This window comes from Butyricimonas sp. RTP31003st1_G1_RTP31003_210430, from assembly GCF_040920905.1.
Taxonomy (GTDB): Bacteria; Bacteroidota; Bacteroidia; order Bacteroidales; family Marinifilaceae; genus Butyricimonas; species Butyricimonas paravirosa.
In genome coordinates, this window is the sequence record NZ_JBCOSQ010000042.1 from 23485 (window position 1) to 44149 (window position 20665).

Here is a 20665-nt window from a genome sequence, read left to right on the forward strand (position 1 = left end):
AGCTTTAAAATGAAACGGTTAATCCAAATGAATAATTGGGTCGGTCACTTAATTGTATGGTGGCAAAACCGCTTTGGGTTGGTGTTTGGCCTTTTAACTTGGAAGAGCAAATCGTGAATAGGTTGGCTCCCGATAAAGTTAAGGCAAGACGAGATAGATTTAATTTCTTCAAGATAGGGTCTGCAAATTCATACGTGACGCTTAGATTGGAACATTTCAAGTAATTCCCGCTTACAACCCGGTGATCCCCGTAATCATGCATATTCCACACGGAATTGGCAATGGTTTGTATATCTGAATAATCAGATTTGTCGCTCCAATGACGATTGTATTTCCAGTACGCATCACTTCCTTGGCTAATAATTGCCGGTATGTCTGTATGAAGTTCATCCCCGGACTTTTTCCAGCGTTTTAGGTAATCTTTACTAACGTTATTTTCTGCCCGGATTTCGTCGGCACTCATTGTCGCGTCGGCCTTGGGGGAATACATGGCGAATAAACGGATTTTATTACCCATGCTGTAAGCAAAAGAACCGCTCAGACGAATATTTTTCCAGCGAACACTTGTGTTCAAACTACCGGAAATTGTCGGTTCTCGATTGCCGGATGCTTTCAAGACACGAGTATAAGTGTCGTATTTGCTTAACCCGCGAAGTTCTTCTTTGTTGTCTTCTCCGTCATCGAAAATGGGGCCTCCGTCAACAGGGCTTAATCCCATGAATTTGTAAGAGTAGAATGTTCCGATGGCTTTTCCCTTTACCAGTGCGGTTCCTTCCAGGAAATTGTTAAGTTCGTATTGGTTGGCATCCGGATCACTTTCCATTTTGTTGAACGTCTTGGAGAATGAAGTGGATAATGTCCAGCGAAAATCCTTCGTGTTGATCGGTGATACGGTTAAAGCCACGCTATAACCGCTGTTGTCCACGTCACCCCCGTTTACGACGTAGGAGTTTCCATCCACCCCGTTCATGGATGCAATCTTTTTGGTCATGAAGGCATCTTCCGTGTGTTTCCAGTAATAGGAACTCTCGATTTGTAATTTATTTTTAAATAAAGAGAATTCCAATCCTAAGTTATATGATCGGGTGGTTTCCCATTTTAAGTCCGGGTTCGGGTAACGTTCCACGGTGGCAACATTCTCGTTATAATATGCGTTTGTCGGTTTTTTGGAAATAATCATTAGTGGAGTCTGGTCACTCAACATATTTCCTTGATACCCGAAAGAGGCTTTTACCCGTAGAAAGTCGATCCATGAAAATTGTTGAATCCATTCATGTTCTGATAAATTCCACATGGCAGAGGCAGACCAGATGGGCAATAATTTGTCATTACTTTGATCCCCGAAACCGTTAGAACCGTCAACACGTGCATTTGCATTTACCGTGAAGAAGTTGAAATAACTATAAGATACGGATGCATAGAACGAAATCGTGTTACTTATCTCGTTTGTGATTGTCGGGACATTACCGGCTAACCAGGTTCCGTAATTCGGGTAGTCGCTCAGACTGATATTGTCCACGAAACTCATTCCCCGGTCTTTGAAATACCCGCGGGTGACATTGCTATATCCTTTGTAATGTGAAGAACTCATTTCGAAACCGACAGAGCCATTAATATTGTGTTTGTCATTAGCACCAAAATATTTGTTGGCATTTAATTGCAGGCGGATCGTGTAAGAGTTATTATTTGATTCTTTCCGGCTGAGTTCGCCCCCGTATGGTAGTTCGCTACTACCTCCTTCACTAACATATTCCTCGTAATAATCATCCCAGACTTCGGTGTAAGGCGTGGGTAAAATCCCGTATTCTGTTCCTCTCAATAATGCCGCGTGAAAGGTTTTCTCTCCCCACCAGCCCTCGATTGTCGTGTGGGAGGTTGAGTAAGAGGCGATGGCATTGGCATTTAGCCAGCTGTTGAATTTGAATTGTAAATTTGCGTTCACCGTCAGCCCGGCTCCTTCTTGTCCGTAAGAACTGTTATCCAGTTCATTCAGTATGTTGTAATTGTAATATTCCCAGTTACTATATTTCCTCTCGTAATAGGCGTATTCTCCGTTGTCCTCGAAGGCGGGGATTGCCCGACTTGTTTTGTAGGCGTATTGCATGGGGGCGATTTCTTCCTGATAATAATCACGAGAGGATACGTTCCCATTCATACTTAATGAGGCTGTTAACCACGGGGTTAGATTTGCATCAAGGTTTAAGGCTGCCGTGTAACGTTCATTGTGGTCTTTCCAGATCACGTCATTATCCCGGTTGTAGCCGATAGAGGCATAGTACCGGGCCTCTTCCGAACCTCCGGAAATACTGATTGTGTGCTGGTGGGATAAACTGTTGCGCATCAGCAAGTCAAACCAATCCGTGTTGACGGTTTCCAAACGGGCCACTTCCTTGTCAAATTCCGGTATCGTCAGTTCATGGTTGTATAATTTATTTATAAGTCCCTCGTAGCCCACCATGGACATATCACTGGGAAATTGGTAGTGATTGGCAACTAATTCTCTAGAGAACTGGATGCGTTCTTTTGAGTTCATGACATTGATCTGGCGATCGGAGTAACTTGGGCGTTGTCGTAGGGTCATGGTCATGGCGTAAGTAACAATCGGGCGACCGATACGTCCTTTTTTAGTCGTGATTACAATAACCCCGTTTGCCGCTTTCGTCCCGTAGAGAGCCGTTGCCGCGGCGTCTTTTAATACGTCTATACGCTCAATATCTTGTGGGTTAATCCCCGCGATGGCATTCCCGATACGGTTGATGTAGTCCGGGTCATTTAATTCTTCGGGGGAGATCGGAACGGGATCTTGTACGACAATTCCGTCCACCACCCATAACGGTTCACGGTTTCCGATCAAGGTGGATGTACCGCGAATACGTAGCTTTGGAACGACACCGACTTCACCGGAATTACTCATGACCATCATGTCTGGTACTCGTCCTTGCAGCATCTGGTCTATGGATGAAGTTCCGGGGATCATTAGTTCATCCATGTTGAATGAGTTGACTGCGCTTGTATTTTTCCGGCGGTCAACTACTTGATAACCGGTGACAACCACCTCGTCCATTTCTTGGGAATCTTCTTCCATGACGATAATTAAATCTTTTTCTCCTTTGTAGGAAATGGTTCGAGTCTTCATTCCAACGAAAGAGACAATCAGTTCAATGTCGGCATCTTTAGACGGAGCGATAATAAAACGTCCGTCTTTATCCGTGGCGACTCCTATTGTTGTCCCTTTGATGAGAACGGTAACCCCGGGGAGTGGCATCTTATTTTTATCTGTAACAGTGCCTCGGATTTGAAGAGGATTACTCGTATCGGTTTGTTTCGCCGGACGGATGATGATCGTGTTATTGTCAAATCGATACGTGAATTCTTTCTGTAACATCTGGTTCAGAACATCGGTAAGTTTCATTTTTAATTGAGGCATCTGTACCATTTTTCGGATGTTCAGTTCATTTTCACTGTAAAAAATATCATATTTCAGTTGTTGCGTGATGAGGTCAAATACTTGTTCCATCATCATTTGTCGTGTTGTAAATGTAACACTGTCTCCTTGGGTCAATGGGTCTGCTTTACAGGTCTGGTAACCTGTAAACAAACTTAGTGCAATGAATGTGACAAGCATGACCCCTTTTTTTAACTTTTCTTGTAGATAAAAAAATGTGATCTGACTCTTTTTTTCCATAATTTTGTAATTAAATTAATATTAGCCTTTTATTTTGCCGACTGCAAAATGGAAAATAAAAGGTGGTATTGATAAGGGAATGGGTTATTTCGGAACTCATTCCTTTTGTTTTTCTATTTTCTTTACGGTGATCGTTCTGCCATCAATGTCAAATGTAATATTTGTTGTTTCTTCCAGATATTTTAATGTTTTTTCCAACGGGTAATGTTTATTAATAACTCCCCGGAAATGCATATCCCTGATTTCTTCTTGTTGGTAATGCATTTGGAAATCGTACCATCGTTCTAATTTTCTCACGATGTCTTCAAAACGGTAACCTTTAAAGTAGAATTTCCCGTCAAGCCATGAGGTGTAGAGTTCGGTTTCAACTGTTTTTATCTCGATCTCTCCCGTGTTGTTGTTTAGTGAATATTGTTCGGATGGTTGTAATATTTTTTCTTCATGATCAGCTATTTGTATGGCCACTTTCCCCTGTACTAAGGTTACTTGCCAGCTTGGATCTTCTGGGTAGGCTGAAACATTGAAACGGGTACCCAGTACGGTAACTTTCTTGTCACCCGAGTGAACAATGAAAGGTGAATGTTCATTTTTTTTGATGTCGAAAAATGCCTCTCCTTCAAGATAAACTTCCCGACAGGCGGAGGTAAATTGAACCGGGAATTTTAACGTGGATTCCGAGTTTAGCCATACGGTTGATCCGTCGGCCAGCTTTAAAGAGAATTCTCCACCTTTCGGAATAATCAGTTGATTGTATTCGGTGGGGAGGTTTTCTTCCCCGAGAGAATCAATATTATAATATAGGGCATTACTTACAGAATCTTTCGAGATTTTTACTCCTAGATCTTTTATAGAGATATTTTGTTCCATATTTTCAAGGTAGAAATGTTCCCCCGTTGCCAGTATTAATTTTGCTTTAGGTGGAACGGACCGAATGTCTGTGTGATCGGTATCAGATGTATCGGATTGTTGAAAATACCATAAGTAAGAACCCAAGGATAATGCCAGCATGAAGACAGCTGCGTATTTAAAAATACGAAGTTTTAATGATGGCTTGGAATACCCTTTACATCTTGATTGTACGTTTTTCCATGCGGAATTAACCTCGTCATTTTCATTCTGCAAGGAATAAAAAGCTCTTCTGATCAGAAAGTATATTTGTTTATTCATGTTTTTCCAGTTTCATTTCGTTTAAGGGGATCGAAACCGGAAAATGGGTGACCCTAAAATGAAATATTTTTCATCTTTTTTTCAAGTAGCTATTAATCAATAATAAAAGGTAAGCTCTGTCATCTAATTTTTCTCTGAATTTACGGTAAGCTTTTGATAAATGAGTTTTTACCGTGTTAACGGATATATTCAGTTCCTCTGCGATGTCTTTATACTTTTTACCATCAATGCAATTCATGACAAAAACAATTCTACATTGTTCGGGAAGTTCTTGCAGGATCTTTTTCGCTTTTTCTAATTTCACGACCTCTTCTTCTGAATATTCCGATTCTTGTAGATAAGTGATGAATTCGGCAAGACGGGGAAAATGAGTGCGTTCCATCAATTGTTTTTTCAGGTAATGTAGCGCTCCGTGTCGCACGGTAGAATAGAGGTAAGTCTGGATTGTTGTTTTGATTTCTAATGTTTTACGATTATTCCATAAATATACGAAAGCATCTTGGACAATATCTTCACTGATTTGTTTATCTATCACGATTCCTTGGCAGTAACCACGCAACGGGGCATAGTAATTTTTAAAGAGTTGCTCGAAAGCTCTTGTATTTCCTTTAAAAATTTCACCATAATCCATTGTACTCGTGTCTTTTTTTGCCTCCATATCAGTTTGTTCTCATTCAGTTCACGTCTTTTTATATTCTTCGGGCATAAATTTATATCGACTTGGAGGGTAAATTTATGAAACAAATTTTGTAATTTGAAATATATTCCGGTTAAATATTTTGTTTAGAAAGTATAGAAAAAAGAAACCGGAATACAGAAATAGTTCCTGTACTCCGGCCATCCAAACTAGAATGATCATCAACTTATGATCAGAATTGATTTTTATATTTTGGTTTTATGAACGTTAAATTTTCTCCAGCATAATTTCTAATTCCCCACTGTTACTCCCGGAATAGATGATTTTACCTCTCGGATCGATGACTAAAAATGTCGGAATACTATTTAGGTTGTAGTTTGTTCGGGTGTCTTTACTCAATTCCGGGGTGGCGAGATACTGATTCCAAGGGAGTTTTTCTTCTTCCAGCGCTTTCTGCCAATCTTTTTCACTTTTATCCACAGACAAGCTGATAAAAGTTACTTTTTCTCCGTATGTCTTGTGCATTTCCCGCAGGTGAGGGAAACTTGCCCGACAAGGTCCGCACCATGAAGCCCAGAAATCAATCACCGTGTGATGATCTTTTTTGAGCTGGGAGAGTAGGGTGGCTTTTTTCCCGTCAGGAGTAGTCATTTCTCCGTCTCGTAACGCTTTACCTTGTACGAAAGTACGGGCTGTTTGCAGGTATTGACGAAACTGTTGTAATGCGAGGCATGTGTCTTGATAGGGAGCGAAAAATTCGGTTAGTTCATCCAGGTACGCCTGATCATAAGTGAAAGGCTTTTTTTTCAATTGTTCCGCGAGATAGAGATTTACAGCCAAGTTTTGATGACTCCTTATAAATTCTTTCGTTTGGTTTTCGAGCTTGATTTGTTTGGCATACGAGGTTTTGAAGTTTTCAACATTCCCGTTTTCCATGTAGGCTTTGGTGAGGGATTCGATTTCATGGCGCGGGGATATGGTTTGTTGTTGGTATTGATAGAATATATCCTGTGCAACAGAACCTTTCAACGTGTAATTCTTCTCTTTGCGAATATCATACAGCCAAAAAGATTGTGGCAGACTATCGATATGGGGAGTTTGAAAGGTCAGGTTGCCGTTCTCAACAAAAAAGCCGATCTCCACATATTTATTGGGGCTTTTGTCTTTTGATTCTTTGTTTGTATTTGCGTGCTGATCGTTCATGCTTAGTCGGCAATACACGGGGGTATTTACTTTTCCTTGAAGTTCAAATCTTCCATTGATGACATATCCTGAGGCAATTTTCTTATGGTATTCCTTGTAAGATGCCAAGGTCACTTCGGTACTATCAATGGCTCCGGGAACCGTACCGCGTAACACGAAATGATCTGTCGGTTTTTCGATACAGGCAGCCATCGAACCGAGAAATAAAAGTGATAATAGATATTTCATGATGATCTATATTTAAATGATTAAGAAATAAATAAGTATGTTAGCGGGAACGTTCTTTGTAAGTTTTGAATGTAGTCTCCACGAACATTTTGTATTGACTCTCCGGTAATTGGGGAATCACTTTTTCTCCGATTGCGGCAAGCCGGGCGTAGTTGGATTTGCTAATGTGTTTTTCCAGAGTCAGAAATACAAACGAGTAATCGTATAGTTCCTCAACTGTTAAGGAGGACGCTTTATTTTCTATCACGGGAATGATTTTTTTGATCAGTCTTGTACCAAGTTTGGCGAGATGCGTTGTGTCCGGTTCTTTCATTTGCCATGTGATCGCCCGGTAGCCCATGACATACGGGATGATTTCTTTGACATCGTTTTTGGTTACATTTGTCTCGATTATTTTGGCGATCTTGTCTATTTTTTGTTGATCGACTAGTGTTGCCAGATTGGCCATTTCTGTCAATATCTCCTGTTGATTTATATTTAAAGTCGAGACTTGTCTTTTTAATTCGGAAACGGGAAGGGAATTTTCTTGCTGGAACCCGCGGATATAGTCGTTTAGAGCTTTTTGATATTTGGGGAATAAATAGTTGTCTACTTTTTCCGCTCCGACATTTTCCCGGATAGAAGTTAGATTTGACAACAGGTAATTGAAGAGAGGGGTACCGATCTGGCAGCTCCGGTCTTCGTAAATACCCCAAAATTCCTTTTGCATCTTGTCCGAGTCAGATAGTTGTTCTAGTAATTCGTTATATATTTGAGCCGCTTTTTCTTTGTCATTGGCTTCCGATAAACATTCTTTATAGGCGAGTAGCTGCTGTTTACTCATTTCTCCTTTCGCGTAAAGTTGGTGCTGGTAGGGAAGAGTATTTTCTTCTTCCAGCCCCTTTTGTACCCTTTCAATAAATCCTTCCAGATCGCTACTCCCGGTCAGTTTATGTTGTACCGTGCCATCCGTGCGAACAATTAAAAAAGTGGGATAAGCGTGAACACCAAATTTTTTACTTAATTCTTTGCCTTCCCCTTTTTCCATGTCAAACTTGACACTTACGAATCTGGGGTTGAAAAAGTCCCCGGCTGCTTTTTGAGGGAAAACCTCATTCATCATTTTTTTGCATGGGCCGCACCATTCCGTGTAGCAATCAATAAACAAGAGTTTATTTTCCTGCTTCGCTTGCGCAAGTGCTTGTTCGTAGGAGAGATCCCTAAAATTTACCCCATGCTGTGCGAGTAGCGGGAACGTGAATAAAATACAAATGGCAAAAGATATTATTTTTTTCATACGTGATTTTTTTGATTTAATACAATACGGTGATTATACGAGTTATTATTCCCTAACTAATTGTTTGAATGTTAACCGTAGGGCATCGGCATCATTACCGCTAAAGACAACTTTACCCTCCGGGTCCACCAGCATCAGACGCGGAATGCTGAGTAAATTGTATTTAAACGACAATTCCATCATGCTTTCTCTTTGTGCGGCTCTTAATTGCGCCCACTCCATTTTTTCTTCTTTCAAGGCTTTTTGCCAGTCTGCATTTTTTTCATCTACCGATACACTGATCACATCCAGCACTTCCCGGCTGTACTCGTTGTAGAGTTTTTTTATAGAGGGAATGGCAGCCTTGCAAGGTCCGCACCAGGATGCCCAAAAATCCAGAATCGTGTAACGTCCCGGTTGGATATGCTCCGATAATTTCACGTTTTCTCCTGTCGGGGTTTCCAGCGAGAGATCGGTGTATATTACTCCTTTATATTGAAATTGTGCAAGTTCCATCCTTTTCAAAAAACGTGGCTTGCGTACGGAATCTTCCACGTGGGCCGTGATACGTGACAATTCCTCCAACTCTTCCTTGGTGCGGGAAAATTCCGTGTTTATCAATGTTTCTGCAATGTATAGAGATAGGGGAGATGTCGGGTATTGGCGAATAAAATCCATGCGGGCCGCGTCGACTTTTGCCTGACGGGAGAGCAATAACGGGTATTGTTCCTCGTAAAGTTTACTGTATTCTTCCGGAGAATATTGGTGTTTGTAGAACCTTGCTTCCAGTAATTTAGACGAGGGAATGTCTGCGTCTGCCTCCAAAGGTTGTAACACTTCACGATAGTGATTGAATTCGGTTTGTAGCGGTCCGCCTGTTACCTTAGCTTTCCCTCGAGTAGAGAGAGGATGCATGAAGATAATGTAGGATAGACTATCGTAATGCTCTGCTTGTAACTCCATTTTTGAATTATCGAGAAACAAGAGTGTACCGTTATTTTTGATTTCTTTTTTATCGGTGACAAGGTCTTTGTTACTGATGGTTATTTTGCAGAACACGGGAGAGGGGGTAACACCTTTTAATTCAAATTGACCGTTACGTACCGTGTCTATACTTAGGTTGATTTCATTGAACGGGTCCTCGATCTGGTTCAATTTAACGATCATCCCGTCCTTCAAACCGGGAAAACTTCCCCGGATGACATACCCTCCCTGTTTGTCGCAGGCACCACATAATAACAGCGCCACGACAATGTAATATAATTGTCTCATTTTGTGAATGGTATTTGTGAAAATGGAGAAAGTTTTGGTTTATCATTCTCCATTTTCAATTTTCATGTTTAATTGTTTTGTGCGTCTCTCACGTAACGTACGCTCATGAATCTTTTATATACATTCTGAACGTAATCTTTTTCCTCGATGGTGGTACTCGTTCGTTCTATCTGTGAAGAATTGAAACGAATTCTCCGGTAGTACACGGCGGTTGATTGCGTGTAGCTTTCGTCAACCGTGCTGCTCCAGTAATACCCGTATTCACGGACTTGACGTAGGTATTGAAAAAGAGGAGTTCCCGGTTGTAAACTGACATATCCGGCAAGGAGTAAATGTATGCCACTTCCCGTTTCATCCTGTTGTATGAGTTCACCCTCGACAGAACCTCGCCATCCTGTATCGTCGAGTTCACCGGGAGACATTCCTAAAACTTTTTCCAGTTTTTTCCAATCCTCATCCGTGGGTAATCGCCATCCTTCTGGTGCGTTGGCAATGGCATCCTCGTACGTGTATAGATTCCCGTACATATCGTAATCGGCAATGGCTTGATCTTTATCACTGATACTGATTAGGTCACTCCATCCCCATGAATCTTTTAATTCGTAATACGGGGTTCCGGCTTTGAAATTAGAGGTCATCCAGTCCAGACCGTCATAGCGGACCCAAGTGTATTCGTTTCCCTCGTCATCCGTGAGGGTTCCGGTGCTTTCCGGTTTCACCTGTGGCAAATGATTATCGTCATCATCACACCCGATGCAGAAAGTCATCAGGGCAAGACATATTGTATAGATTATTTTTTTCATATCCTTCTCGTGTTAAAATTTAAATCCCATATCCATGACAATATTTTTAATGATATTGTATTTTTGAATGATGACCGGGAAATTGGCATATTTTTCCTTGAATTCCTGTTCTTTGGTATTGAATAAAGCTTGCGTGAAGGCCGTCACGTCATTGCTTCTTGACGGGAAACTGGAATAGTAGGAGGATATGAAACCGTAGGCATACAAGTCATCCCCCGTGGGCCTGCTTATTCCTAGATCCGAGTAATATTCCCCGTAATATTCACTGCAGAATGAATAAAATTCGGTGAAAACACTTGATTCCAAATTTTTTATTTTATTGCTTGCAATATCCAGAAGAATACTTTGCCGGAAAGTGTAAATTTCATCCTCGCTCATCGTGGGGATTTTGTCGCAACTAATGGCCAAACAACGCATTCCGTTATAAAAATCGTAGTATTTGTACGTGTTTTGATCCCGGTTGTACGTGTAGATTTGCCCGGCAAGTAAGATGGAGTAGGGGCGTATCTGGCTCCCTAAATGGGAAAGTATCTGATTTTCCGCGAAATCAATACCCGTTTCCTTGATCGTTTGGCCTTGCAGGTAGTTGAACTTCAGTCCACTGGTAAGGCTTGTCATGGAGTATCCCAAGTCGATGATTTCCGTGAACCAGTAAGGTGTTCCGTCTGCATTTGTACCTCTTTGTTCGTGGCGTAAAGTATCGTTGAAGAGTAGATGCACCCCGTTAGTTTCGTAAAAATTTCTACGTAATACAGATTCGGGATCGGTGGCATCGGGTGAAATGGTAAAATAATCATCACGTGCCCCCGTTGGCGCCAATGTATCTTCTTTACCGCAAGAAATAATGAATATACAAAGGGTTATAATATAATATATTTTGTTCATGGCTTTCATGTTTAATGATTAATGGTTTCCACCGGAATACGATCCGGACGTTCGTTTTTACTTAAATTGTTTTGGAAATCCAGAACTTCTTTCGGGAATGATAATGTATATGCCTTATCGTTTGCCTCTAACTCGAAAACCCGGGTGCGTATGGCAACATAGTCATAAACAGATAAACTCAGTTCATAATCCGTAAAGACGTGTTGAAAGCTTTTTGACCAAGGATATTTTTCGCATACGGTGTAACGGCGTAAATCATACCAGCGGTGGCCTTCCAAACACAATTCTCTTTGACGTTCATGACGGATTAAATCAATCAAGGCGTTACCGCTTTCGGTGATTGCCGGGGGCGTGCTGAAACGTTTCGCCTGTAATAAACCGAGAATCCGGCGAGCGGTGGGTTCGTCATCGTCGAACGCGGCAGCCTCGGCCAAATTCAGATAAGCCTCGGATGTTCGGAACATGAAATTGTCCGACACGCTACAAGCTTCGTTATAATGACTTCTTCCCCAGTATATTTTTTTGTAATAATAACCGAATGTTCCTTCCGTGATGTAAAGGGATTTTCGCAAATCATTGTCATTATCAAATGCTTTAATCAAGTCCTCTGACACGTAAAATGGGTATTGTTCCTCGTTACTATCACTCCCGTAGATGTAGGAGGATAGTAAATGTCCCCCCATGGAGAATAGTACTTCGCTTGATTGCGAGGTGAATACATTGTCCTGTCCGGCGAACGATTTCAGATCGGTCAGGTTATCGTTTCTGTCAAGTACGTATTGTGCGTATGTCCGGGCATTTTTGTAATCTTGCATATAAAGATACACGCGACTCATTAATAAGTAGGTAGCTGTCAGGTCTGCCCGGTAGACAGACTTACGACTGGTTTGGGCAAGACATTCTTCCGCTTTTTTCAAATCCCGTATAATTTGTTCGTAAATCTCGGACACGCTGCTACACGTGTAATCCTTATCCTCAATATAGGAGGTGAGTTTTAATGGGATCCCCTGTGTTTGGGCTGCTTTTGACGGGGCATAAGGTTCTGCATACAGGTTTACCAGCGAGAAATAATACAGGGCTCGCAGGAAACGAGCCTCTCCTTCTATCCGGATCTTATTTAATTCTTCCTCGTTTCCTTTTGCACTGACATTTTCCAGTTCATCCAGAATCATGTTAGTTGCATTGATGTATTGGTAGGTCGATTTCCAGAATGAATTTTCTGTTCCGATCATGGTTCCTTTAATATCAATGCCGACATTTCGTTGCCAAGTGTAATACCCGAATATACTACTGCTCATTGGGTCGAAAGCGGAACGATCTACTTGCGATCCGTTTTGCTGTAATTCGTCGGACATGAAATGAATGAAATAACTGTACGGGTCGCCGTTCATGGAACTTCCTCCGGAGCTGGTACTGCTGATCTTGCCGGCGGGGAGATAAGCGCTTCCTAGTAATAGTTCGTCAAGGTCGGTAATGTTTTCAACTCTTGCCAGATCCTGGGAGTATTCTTCCAAGAAACTCGAACAGGCACTCATGGAGAGTAATAGTAATCCGATAAATAATATATTTTTCATGGAATCCTGTTTTTAAAATGAGACACTTAAACCGAATGAATAAGTCGGACGTTCGGATAATTGTATTTCGCTGAATCCTCCTTGTGTGGGTGTTTGACCTTTTAATTTGCTGGAACAAAGCGTGAACAGGTTAGTGCCTGATAACGTCAGGGCCAACCGTGACATCCCTATTTTCGGCAAGATACGCTCCCCGAACTCGTACGTGAAACTAAGACTGGAGCATTTCAGATAGTTGGCACTGACCACTCGTGCATCCGAATAATCATACATTGTCCAAGCGTCCGAGGCAAAGGGTTGTATATCATCAAAAAGATTGGAGTAATGGGTATAGTATCTATAATACGCAGCACTTCCGTAAGACATCAAAGAGGGGATATTTGTGCTTTTCTCGTCCCCCGGCTTCTGCCAGCGTTTTAGAAAATCACGGTGAACATTGAATTCCGGTTTTATATTGTCATTAAACATTCGGAACAAACGGGTTTTGGCACCTAAGCTATACGAGAACATGGCGCTCATACGCAAGTTCTTGTATCGTAGCGTGGTACTTAATCCACCGGACATATAAGGCTCCCTGCGTCCGGATGCTTTTAACACGCGGGTGAAGGTTTCATATTTGCTTAACCCACTTAACTCGTGTTTGTTGTTTTCCATATCGTCAAACATCGGTCCTCCATCCACGGGACTGATCCCGATAAACTTGTAAGAGTAGAATGTGTTCACGGCCTTATCCTTCACGACCACGGTCCCGTTTAGAAAATCCGAGTAATTATAGGTTTGTGCGTCCGGATCGTTCTTCACTTTGTTGAAGTTTTTGGAAAATGAGGTCGATAATGTCCAGCGTACATTCTGTCTGGAAATGGGAGAAACGGTAATATCGACGCTGTAACCCTTGTTTTCCACGTCTCCACCGTTAATTACGTAAGAATCCACGCCGTTCATGTTTGCCACTTCTTTTGTCATAAAGGCATCCTTCGTGCGTTTGTAATAATACTGTCCTTCTACTTGTACACGATTGCGTAAGAGGGAAAACATTAATCCGGTATTGAATGAGCTGGTTTTTTCCCATTTCAAGTTCGGATTCGGATTCCGTGTAATTTTGGAGGTCATTTCATTATAATAAGGGTCCATTGGGTTCTTTTGGATCAACATGACCGGGGATTGATCTTCCAACATGTTTCCTTGGTAACCGAAAGAAACTTTCAGGGTAATATAGTCGATCCACTCCTTTTGCAGCATGTCATGTTCCGAGATGTTATACGCCCCGGATGCAGACCAGATAGGTAAGAATTTATTATTACTCTGGTCTCCGAACTTGTTGGAACCGTCCACGCGGGCATTCACGTTTACTGTGAAATAGTTTTGATAACTATAAGAGAGAGTAGCATACCCGGATAGCATATTCGTCAGATTATCCGTCACGCTCGGGACATTGCTTGCCAACCACGAACCGTAAGTCGGGTAATCTGAAATACTGATGTTACTGACGAACATTTTACCCCGGTCGGGATAATACCCGCGATCCACGCTTTTGAAACCGTTGTATCGAGAGGAACTTAATTCGAACCCGGCACTGGCATTGATATTATGCTGTTCGTCGGCTCCGAAATATTTGTTGGCATTAACCTGTAAACGAGCCGTGTAAGAGTTACTACGGGTTTCATTTCGAGTCAATTCACCCCCGAAAGGTAACACGCTATTACTGTCTTCGCCGGGGGTGGGAATTGTTCCGAATTCCGTTCCCCGAAGAGAGGCGGCATAGTATGTCTCTTCTCCCCAGTAACCTTCGATCTCGGCGTTGGAATTCGTGTAAGAAATGATGGCATTTGCGTTCAGCCAGTTTGTAAAATTGAATTTAAGGTTGGCATTTACGGTAATTCCGGACGTGTGTTGATCGGTATAACTGTTTTCCAGTTCGTTCAAAATGTTATAATTCCGACGTGAACTGTTGCCTGTCATTTTCTTGTAGTAAGCGTAATTCCCGTTTTCATCGTAGGCAGGGATTGCCCGGCTGGCATTGTATGCGTAATCCATCGGGTTTATGGCATCTTGATTGTATTCCCGGTGGCTGACATTCTCTTGCATCTGGAAAGAGGCTGTAAACCATTTGGTCAGTGTGGTTTCCACGTTTAATGAGGCCGTGTAACGTTGATTGTAATTCCCTTTGATAACATCGTTATCTCTGGAAAAGCCGATAGAGGAATAATAGCGGGTTTTCTCGGAGCCTCCTGAAATACTAACGGTGTGTTGATGGGAAAAGGTATCTTCAGTCAAAAGCTTGAACCAATCGGTATTCATGGTTTCAAGTTTGGCAACCTCTTGGGAAAATTGCGTATCCGTGAGTTTTCCGTTGTACAGGTCATTCAAAAGTCCCTCGTAACCTACCGGGTTTACACTCCCGTTGTACACGTAATGCTGGTCAAATAATTCACGGGAAAGTTGGATTCTTTCTCTTGAATTCATCACGTTAATTTTCCGATCCGTGTAGCGCGGGCGTTGCCGGAAAGTAGTGGTCATGTTGTAGCTGATAATCGGGTCTCCGACACGTCCTTTTTTCGTTGTGATCACGATTACCCCGTTGGCCGCTTTCGTCCCGTACAAGGCGGTAGCGGCGGCATCTTTCAGAATATCGAGACGTTCAATGTCTTGCGGGTTTAGTCCGGCAATGGCATTACCGATCCGGTTGATATAATCGGGGTCATTTAGTTCCTCTGACGAGATGGGTACAGGGTCCTGCACGATGATTCCATCCACGACCCACAACGGTTCCCGGTTCCCGACCAATGTCGATGTTCCCCGGATTCTGATTTTGGGGGCAACACCCACTTCTCCGGAATTCGTCATTAAGATCATGTCTGAAACTCGTCCTTCCAGCATCTGGTCGATGGAGGTGGCACCCGGAATCATAATATCATCCATTTTTACTGAAGTGATGGCACTCGTGGATTTTTTCTTATTAATGACTTGATAACCGGTGACAACCACTTCTTCCATTTCCTGTGAATCTTCTTCCACCACGATGGTCAGGTCCTGTCCCTTGTAAGGAATGGTCTGGGTTTTCATTCCGATAAAAGAAACGAGTAACACGATGTTGGAATCTTTCGGCTGAACCATTTCGAATTTCCCGTTCATATCCGTGGAGACTCCTGTGGTGGTTCCCTTGATTAGCACGGTCACGCCGGGTAGGGGAACTTTCTTTTTATCCGTGATGGTACCTCGTATTTTCTTGATCTGTTCCTGTTGTTGAGGTTCTGCCTTACGAATGACGATCACTTTGTCGAGAATGGAGTAGGTGTACCCGCTATTTTTCAGGCAAGCATCGAGAATGGTTCTCACGTCGGAATCCTTCACGTTCATGGTGATTGATCCGATATGATCCAATTCCTCCACGTTATAAACGAACGTGTAGTCGCTCTGCTGTTTTATGATCCGGATGATTTCCCGGATGTTACTATTTTCGACTGAGACCGACAATCTGGCTTCTTGGGCGTAAATCCCAGCCGACAAATTCATGCAGAATAATAGCATCAACAAGCTGCTTAATTTCATAATTAACAGTAGTTTTTTTAATTTTTCACGCGTACAAGCGTGAATAAAACAATCTTTTTTCATAATTTTGTTTTACTGATTTGTACTAACACTCGCTTTGACCGGGGAGTGTGGTTTACGAATTATAGCGATGGGACGTGCTGCCAACATGTCCCGTTTCTATTTTCAGATTACTGGATGTATATGGTTTTTCCCTCCTTTCTGCACGTGACTACGTGCGTCTCTTCAATCAATTTCAGAACCTTGTCAATATCTTCGTAACGAGATGTCTCGATGGTGAATTTCCGTTGTTTCAGGCTTTCTTTTTCGAAAATAACTTTGAATTCGTACCAGCGGGATAATTCCTGCATGATTTCTCCCAGTGGTTTTTCGTCAAAATAGAACATATCCCGTACCCATGCCGTTACGACGTTCGTGTCAACCTCTTTTACTTCGATGTGGGCGTTTCCCGATGTGGTGATGGCTTGCTGGCCGGGGGAAATGATTGTCGTTGTTAGGCCATTGCCTACTTCCACTTTCCCGTTCACGAGGGTAGTTGCTACATTTCCGTCGGGAGCGGAGGCGTTCACGTTGAACGTGGTTCCCAACACGGTGACCGTGGTGCCCGCGGCCTCAACGATGAAACGGCGGGTGGTGTCGGGTGTCACCTCCAGATAAGCCTCTCCTGTTAAGCGGATTTTTCGCTCCTTTCCCTTGAATTGAACGGGATAGGTCAGTGTACTTTCGGAATTGAGTTTCACGGTTGTATTGTCGGAAAGACGGACGGTGTATTCCCCGTATTTGGGAACGATAATCGTGTGATAGATTTCATCAATTTCAACCGTCTCTTTTTCTGCGGTAGCATAGTCGATTTCTTGTTTTTCCGCATGTAAGGCAGCATTGTTATTTAAAGCCAGCACGGAAGATTGCGGGTCATCCAGCGTGATTTTATTTCCGTTTTCCAGTACAAGCTGCACGGCAGAAACAGGTTGGGGAGAGGAGATTATTTCTTCGTTCGGTTGTGTAAGATAGTAGTATGTCCCTGTTATGGCAAGAACTAACACGGCGGCACTTGCCACCAGACGGTAGAGGGTATGTCGGAATGGCCGGGAGCCTTTTTTCCCGGTACGATATTTTTTCTCGAATAAATTCCAACCTTCTGCCGTGGATGGTGAAGTCGCATTTCCATTGAATGATTTTTGGCGTAATTGTTCATAAAAAGCCTTGTTTTTTTCGTCTCTTTCCATCCATGCAGAAAGTCTCCGTTCTTCTGATTCGGGCAGGATTCCCAAACGCTGGAGAGCGATGAGGCGGGCAACTTCTAGTTTCGATAAAATATCTTTTTCCATCTTTTCGTTCCGTTTATTTTTTATGGAATATCCAATTTTCACTTTGAATACGGATGAGGGTGAAAACCGGGTGAGTCGATTTTTAATTTTTTTTCGGAAAGATATATCATATACCTTGGAAAACCCTTGAACCATGGTTGCGAGGCCCTATATAATAATATGAATATATCTTCCCGGTTAGCTAATATACTACATGATATGCCTTACTTGCAAGAATAATCTTATCAAAGATCTATTTTATCGAAGATGAATGCTCTATGAATGCAGGATGAATGCTTCGTGGTCTAAATGAACTATCAGGAAAGTACTAGGAGAATGATAAATTGACATAGCCTAAAGCTGGGGTAAAGCCGGCCTTTTACTAGGGTAATAATCTCCTCGGGGCCTTTCATCACCCTTTTATCGCCCTTTCATTACCCTTTGCCAATATACCGGAAAAGGTGGGGAGAGGTGACGATAAGAGGTGTGGGAAATTATTAGGGATATAAAACTATGGTATAACGGTTGTATAACCGTGAGTGGGGCTGAACGGGCATTGGTTTTCCGGATTAAAATGGATTTTTGAATTGTTACATTGAAAAAAAATTTATACCTTGTCAACTCATTTTGACAAGGAAAATTAATCATTAAATAAATAATAAATATGTTTGATAAAAGCGTGTATGTAAATAGAAGAAAGCAACTTATCGACAAGATGAGTGGCGGCTTGGTATTGATACTGGGTAATGAGGAAGCTCCTGCAAATTATCCGTCTAACACGTATAAATTCCGTCAGGATAGTTCTTTCCTTTATTTCTTTGGTTTGAACATGCCCGGGTTTGCCGGGTTGATGGACGTGGATTCCGGGGACGTTTGTCTGTACGGAAACGACGTGGACATGGACGATATTATTTGGATGGGACCGCAACCGAGCGTGAAGGATTTGGCTGCCAGCGTGGGTGTGACTTGTTCCGCTCCTTTCGGTAAATTGGCCGAGGCTTTGAAAGAGGCCATCAGCCAGGGACGCAAGATTCATTTCTTACCGCCTTATCGCTATCACAACATGTTATTGTTGGAGGATTTGTTGGGTATTCATCACTCGCTGATTAAGAATTATTCTTCTCTGGAATTGATCAAGGCCGTGGTGGCATTGCGTTCCGTGAAGGAGGCTTGCGAAATCGAGCAAATTAACTTGGCTTGTAATATTGGTTACGAGATGCACGTGGCTGCTATGAAACACGCATTGCCGGGACAGAAAGAGCAATATATTGCCGGGTTGATCGAGGGAATTGCCGCCTCTTACGGAAGTCTGGTTTCTTTCCCCGTGATCCTTTCCCAGAATGGCGAGACGTTGCATAATCACGATCATAGCAAGACATTGACCGTGGGACGTATGATGCTGACGGATGCCGGGGCGGAGAATAATATGAATTATTGTTCCGATTTTACCCGTACGGTTCCGGTGGGCGGACGTTTCGATCAACGTCAGAAAGATGTATATAATATTGTATTGGCTTGTAACAACAAGGCGATGGAGATTGCCCGTCCGGGAGTGACGTACCAGTATGTGCATCTGGAAGTATGCAAGATTCTGGCTCAAGGGTTGAAAGACCTTGGCTTGATGAAAGGCGATGTGAATGCTGCCGTGGCAGCTGGGGCTCACGCATTATTCATGCCTCACGGGTTAGGTCACATGATGGGACTTGACGTGCATGACATGGAGGATTTGGGACAAATCTACGTGGGTTATGACGACGAGACTCGTCCAATCAATCAGTTCGGTACTTCTTCTTTACGTATGGGTCGTAAGTTGCAACCGGGATTCGTGGTTACCGACGAGCCGGGTTGTTATTTCATCCCCGCTTTGATCGACCAGTGGAGAGAACAAGGATTGCACAAGGAATTCTTGGTATATGACAAGATCGAGACGTACAAGGACTTCGGTGGAATCCGTCTGGAAGATGATATATTGATCACGGAGAACGGGTGTAAATGTATGGGTGACCGTCGGGCGCCGATTACCGTGGAAGAGGTGGAAAATACGATAAATGGATAAAAATTATAAAGAGCAGATATGAAATTCGTTGTATCAAGTAGTAGTTTTTTGATGCGGTTGCAGGCCGTGAGTAAGGTGATTAGTGGAAAACCTGCGCAACCGATTCTGGATAATATTTTGTTGGTAGCCAAGGATGATACGTTGTACGCCACGGCATCCGACAAAGAAACGACAATGGAGGCCAAGATCGAGTTGGATAACCTGGAAACTCCGGGAAGTATCACGATCCCGGCGAAGTTGTTGCTGGATATTTTGAAAGAGTTTCCGGAACAACCCTTGACGTTTGATATTAACACGGGGACGAACGAGGTAAAGATTATCTCGGATAAGGGAGAGTTTTCCGTGCCGGGAGAGAGTGCTGAGGATTATCCGGTACAATCCGGAATGGACGAGAGTGTGAATACGATTGCAACGAATTGCGGTATGTTGTTGGAGGGGATTACCCGTACGGTTTTTGCCACGGCAAATGATGATTTGCGTCCGGTGATGAACTGTATCTTGATGGAGATGGGACCGGAGAATTTCACGTTCGTGGCTTCGGATGCTCACAAGCTGGTACGTTACAAACGTTTTGACGCCAAGACGGACGGGGATCAGTTCGCGTTGATCCTGCCGAAGAAACCGTCTTTGTTGTTGAAGAATATATTACCGAAGGATGATAGCGAGTTGCGTTTGCAATTCAACGAGAAAATGGCTTGTTTCACTTTCGGAAATTACAAGATGGTTTGTACGCTGGTGGAAGGACGTTTCCCGAACTATAATTCCGTGATCCCGCAGAATAACCCGAAAAAGATCATTATCGAAAAGAAGGAGTTGTATAATTCATTAAGACGGGTTTCCGTGATGGCAAACCAAGCCAGTAACTTGGTGAAGTTTGACTTGAGTAACGGAACGATCGTGATTTCTGCTCAGGACGTGGATTATGCCATGTCAGGACACGAAACGATTACTTGCCAGTACGAGGGAGAAGAGATGGCCATCGGGTTCAAGTCTCCTTTCGTGCAAGAGATATTATCCAACCTTAACACGGAATCTCTGGTATTGGAG

The 20665-nt window shown here is 42.7% G+C and carries 13 protein-coding genes; 2 read left to right on the forward strand and 11 right to left on the reverse strand.

The annotated features are described in order from the left end of the window. Positions 1 to 4: 4 nt before the first annotated feature. The 11 genes from AB5542_RS13495 to AB5542_RS13545 all read right to left on the reverse strand — a co-directional run bounded on the left by AB5542_RS13495 (position 5) and on the right by AB5542_RS13545 (position 17583). On the reverse strand, positions 5 to 3685 hold the full coding sequence (locus AB5542_RS13495; RefSeq protein WP_279038761.1) for a SusC/RagA family TonB-linked outer membrane protein: 3681 nt from the start codon (positions 3683 to 3685) through the stop codon (positions 5 to 7). Between the two features lie 96 nt (positions 3686 to 3781). Next, positions 3782 to 4852, reverse strand: a complete 1071-nt coding sequence (locus AB5542_RS13500) for a FecR family protein (protein ID WP_279038763.1) — start codon at positions 4850 to 4852, stop codon at positions 3782 to 3784. 70 nt (positions 4853 to 4922) lie between these two features. Next, on the reverse strand, positions 4923 to 5510 hold the full coding sequence (locus tag AB5542_RS13505; protein WP_118301957.1) for an RNA polymerase sigma-70 factor: 588 nt from the start codon (positions 5508 to 5510) through the stop codon (positions 4923 to 4925). A gap of 246 nt (positions 5511 to 5756) precedes the next feature. Beyond that, positions 5757 to 6920 carry a TlpA disulfide reductase family protein gene (locus AB5542_RS13510; protein ID WP_279038765.1) on the reverse strand — a complete coding sequence of 388 codons (1164 nt, stop codon included), beginning with the start codon at positions 6918 to 6920 and terminating at the stop codon, positions 5757 to 5759. A gap of 40 nt (positions 6921 to 6960) precedes the next feature. Continuing rightward, a complete protein-coding gene (locus AB5542_RS13515) occupies positions 6961 to 8196 on the reverse strand; it encodes a thioredoxin domain-containing protein (RefSeq protein ID WP_279038766.1) in 1236 nt (411 codons plus the stop codon). 45 nt (positions 8197 to 8241) lie between these two features. Then, positions 8242 to 9447, reverse strand: coding sequence for a TlpA disulfide reductase family protein (locus AB5542_RS13520; protein ID WP_279038767.1), 1206 nt, complete (start codon positions 9445 to 9447; stop codon positions 8242 to 8244). 68 nt (positions 9448 to 9515) lie between these two features. After that, the gene (locus AB5542_RS13525) at positions 9516 to 10250 is read right to left on the reverse strand and encodes a fibrobacter succinogenes major paralogous domain-containing protein (RefSeq protein ID WP_279038769.1); all 735 of its coding nucleotides are present in this window, start codon (positions 10248 to 10250) and stop codon (positions 9516 to 9518) included. 12 nt (positions 10251 to 10262) lie between these two features. After that, the gene (locus tag AB5542_RS13530) at positions 10263 to 11135 is read right to left on the reverse strand and encodes a hypothetical protein (protein ID WP_140402617.1); all 873 of its coding nucleotides are present in this window, start codon (positions 11133 to 11135) and stop codon (positions 10263 to 10265) included. A gap of 11 nt (positions 11136 to 11146) precedes the next feature. Then, positions 11147 to 12709 (reverse strand): RagB/SusD family nutrient uptake outer membrane protein, encoded by a 1563-nt coding sequence (locus AB5542_RS13535; protein WP_087422163.1) that lies wholly within the window; start codon positions 12707 to 12709, stop codon positions 11147 to 11149. A 12-nt stretch (positions 12710 to 12721) separates the two neighbouring features. Next, positions 12722 to 16255, reverse strand: a complete 3534-nt coding sequence (locus AB5542_RS13540) for a SusC/RagA family TonB-linked outer membrane protein (protein ID WP_279039095.1) — start codon at positions 16253 to 16255, stop codon at positions 12722 to 12724. Between the two features lie 170 nt (positions 16256 to 16425). Further along, positions 16426 to 17583, reverse strand: a complete 1158-nt coding sequence (locus tag AB5542_RS13545; RefSeq protein ID WP_162613849.1) for a FecR family protein — start codon at positions 17581 to 17583, stop codon at positions 16426 to 16428. A gap of 643 nt (positions 17584 to 18226) precedes the next feature. On the opposite strand from AB5542_RS13545, the gene AB5542_RS13550 reads away from it, so the two are divergent. Then, positions 18227 to 19618 carry an aminopeptidase P family protein gene (locus AB5542_RS13550; protein ID WP_087422167.1) on the forward strand — a complete coding sequence of 464 codons (1392 nt, stop codon included), beginning with the start codon at positions 18227 to 18229 and terminating at the stop codon, positions 19616 to 19618. Between the two features lie 18 nt (positions 19619 to 19636). Further along, positions 19637 to 20665: DNA polymerase III subunit beta (gene dnaN, locus AB5542_RS13555; protein ID WP_368243127.1), on the forward strand; the 1029-nt coding region annotated here is incomplete at its 3' end.